Genomic DNA, 1,174 nt, shown 5'->3' on the forward strand with positions numbered 1-1,174 from the left:
CGCTTGTGCGGCGCGTTATTAGCAGAGCAGCCGAAAAGCACAATGCTTTATGAGCGAGGGCAAGAACGCCCAAAATCGAGCAATCCACAATGCCACCGGATCCTGTCCGAGCGGGCTATTCACCCCAGACAGCCAGCTCGTTCCCGCCCGGATCGACGAAGTGGAAGCGCCGGCCGCCGGGGAACGRRAAGATCGGCTTGACGATCGTGCCACCGGCGCTTTCGACGGCGCTCAGCGTTTCCTCGATGTTCTCGCTATAGAGCACCGGCAGAGGCTTGGCCGCTGCTTCCGCGSCATCGGCCTGRAAACCGCCRTCSAGSCCTTCGSCAAAGGCCGAATAGGTYGGCCCRTARTCGGTGAACGACCASGMRAASGCSGMRCTGTAGAAMGCCTTSAMSCKGTCCAGCGTKCCGCCGGTCGCMGGCAWTTCCAGATAGTCGAGTTTTCCAGTCAGTTTCATGGGGCACCTCTGTGTTCCCTTTATGTTCTATTCGTCTAACCGTGAGGTGGCAAGTCTTTTTGCCGCATGCCCGGGCAGGGCTTTTTCTTAATCGATTGTAGCGGCAGGACGGCTTTGCCGGCGCTTGCCTTTCGCACTGCAGCATCATATCGCTCCAAAGTCGGAGCAGGGCGGAACTTTCCGTTTCGCCAATCTTTCCAATCTCCTGCAACCGGAGAGCAAAGCATGACCAAATGGGTTTTCACCTTTGGCGATGGTGCGGCGGAAGGCCGTGCCAGCGACAGGAATCTGCTGGGCGGCAAGGGCGCCAACCTGGCCGAGATGTGCAGCCTGGGCCTGCCGGTGCCGCCGGGCTTCACCATCACCACCGAGGTCTGCAACGCCTACTACGCCAATGGCCGCGCCTATCCGGCAGGGTTGGAAGCCGATGTCGCGGTCGCGCTCGATCAGGTCGGCCGGCTGACCGGCCGCCGGTTCGGCGATCCGTCGAAGCTGCTGCTGGTTTCAGTGCGTTCCGGCGCTCGCGCGTCGATGCCCGGCATGATGGATACCGTGCTCAATCTCGGGCTTAACGATGAGACCGTCGAGGCGCTGGCCGCCGATTCCGGCGATGCCCGCTTTGCCTATGACAGCTATCGCCGCTTCATCCAGATGTATTCCGATGTCGTCATGGGCCTCGACCACGAGGTGTTCGAGGAAATCCTGGAGGACCAG

The 1,174-nt window shown here is 61.0% G+C and carries 2 protein-coding genes; one reads left to right on the top strand and one right to left on the bottom strand.

Going from position 1 to position 1,174, the window contains the following annotated elements:
- Positions 1 to 115: 115 nt before the first annotated feature.
- Complete coding sequence (locus AC1DX0_RS36150; protein WP_477359330.1) at positions 116 to 460, bottom strand: VOC family protein; 345 nt, start codon at positions 458 to 460, stop codon at positions 116 to 118.
- Positions 461 to 685: 225 nt separating this feature from the next.
- Here AC1DX0_RS36150 and AC1DX0_RS36155 point away from each other — a divergent pair.
- A partial coding sequence (locus tag AC1DX0_RS36155; RefSeq protein WP_477359333.1) for a PEP/pyruvate-binding domain-containing protein occupies positions 686 to 1,174 on the top strand: 489 nt, incomplete at its 3' end.

The sequence above is a fragment of the Mesorhizobium sp. P3_A9 genome (assembly GCF_056402975.1).